This window comes from Nocardia sp. NPDC003345, from assembly GCF_053589395.1.
Genome location: NZ_JBSFRU010000636.1, coordinates 1 through 1,004 on the forward strand (window position 1 = coordinate 1; position 1,004 = coordinate 1,004).

Annotated in this window: 1 protein-coding gene; it reads right to left on the reverse strand. The window is 66.6% G+C overall.

The annotated features are described in order from the left end of the window. Nucleotides 1–296: 296 nt before the first annotated feature. The coding region (locus ACWDU1_RS32565) for a M13-type metalloendopeptidase (protein ID WP_450004255.1) at nucleotides 297–1,004 on the reverse strand (708 nt) is incomplete at its 5' end.

Consider the following 1,004-nt stretch of genomic DNA (forward strand, 5'->3'; position numbering starts at 1 on the left):
TCACCTCCGCGAGCAAGGCCACCTACTCACCTCCGCGAGCAAGGCCACCTACTCACCTCGGCGAATTAGGCCACCCCTCACTTCGCGTGGGCAAGGCCACCTCCCCACCTACGCGGGCAGGGTCACCCCCACCTCGGCGAGCAGGGCCACTTGTCCGCCGGCCTGGTAGGTCTCCTCCCACCTCAGCGAGCAAGCTCACCTCCCCACCTCGGCGAGCAGGCCACTTGTCCGCCGCCTGGCAGATCGCCTCCCGCCTGACGAGTGATGCCACCCCACCTTCCCAAACAAGCCCACCCTCACCAGATGCGGACCCGCTCCTCGGGTGCCAGGTAGAGGGAGTCGGCGGGGGTGAGTTCGAAGGCCTCGTGGAAGGCGTCGATATTGCGGACCACCGCGTTGCACCGGAATTCCGGGGGTGAATGCGGGTCCACGGCGAGGCGCCGGACGGCCTCCTCTGGGCGCACTTTGCTGCGCCAGACCTGGGCCCAGCCGAAGAACACCCGCTGCAGGCCGGTGAGACCGTCGAGCACGGGGGGCTCGTGCCCGTCCAGGGAGATCTTGTAGGCCGCTACCGCGATCGACAGGCCGCCGAGATCGCCGATGTTCTCGCCGATGGTGAACTCCCCGTTCACGGTGTGCTCGTCGGGGAGGTCGGCGGGGGAGAGCCGGTCGTACTGGTCGATCAGCGTGCGGGTGCGTTTACCGAACTCGGTGCGGTCGGCGTCGCTCCACCAATCGACCATATTGCCGTCGCCGTCGTATTTGGCGCCCTGGTCGTCGAACCCGTGGCCGATTTCGTGTCCGATCACGGCGCCGATTCCGCCGTAGTTCGCGGCATCGTCGGCGTTCATATCGAAGAAGGGCGGTTGCAGGATCGCGGCGGGGAAGACGATCTCGTTCATGCCGGGGTTGTAGTAGGCGTTGCGAAACCCACCGGGCAGACGACCACGGCGTCGATACCCTTGTCCGGCAGCGTTTCCAGATGATCGACGATATCGGGCTCG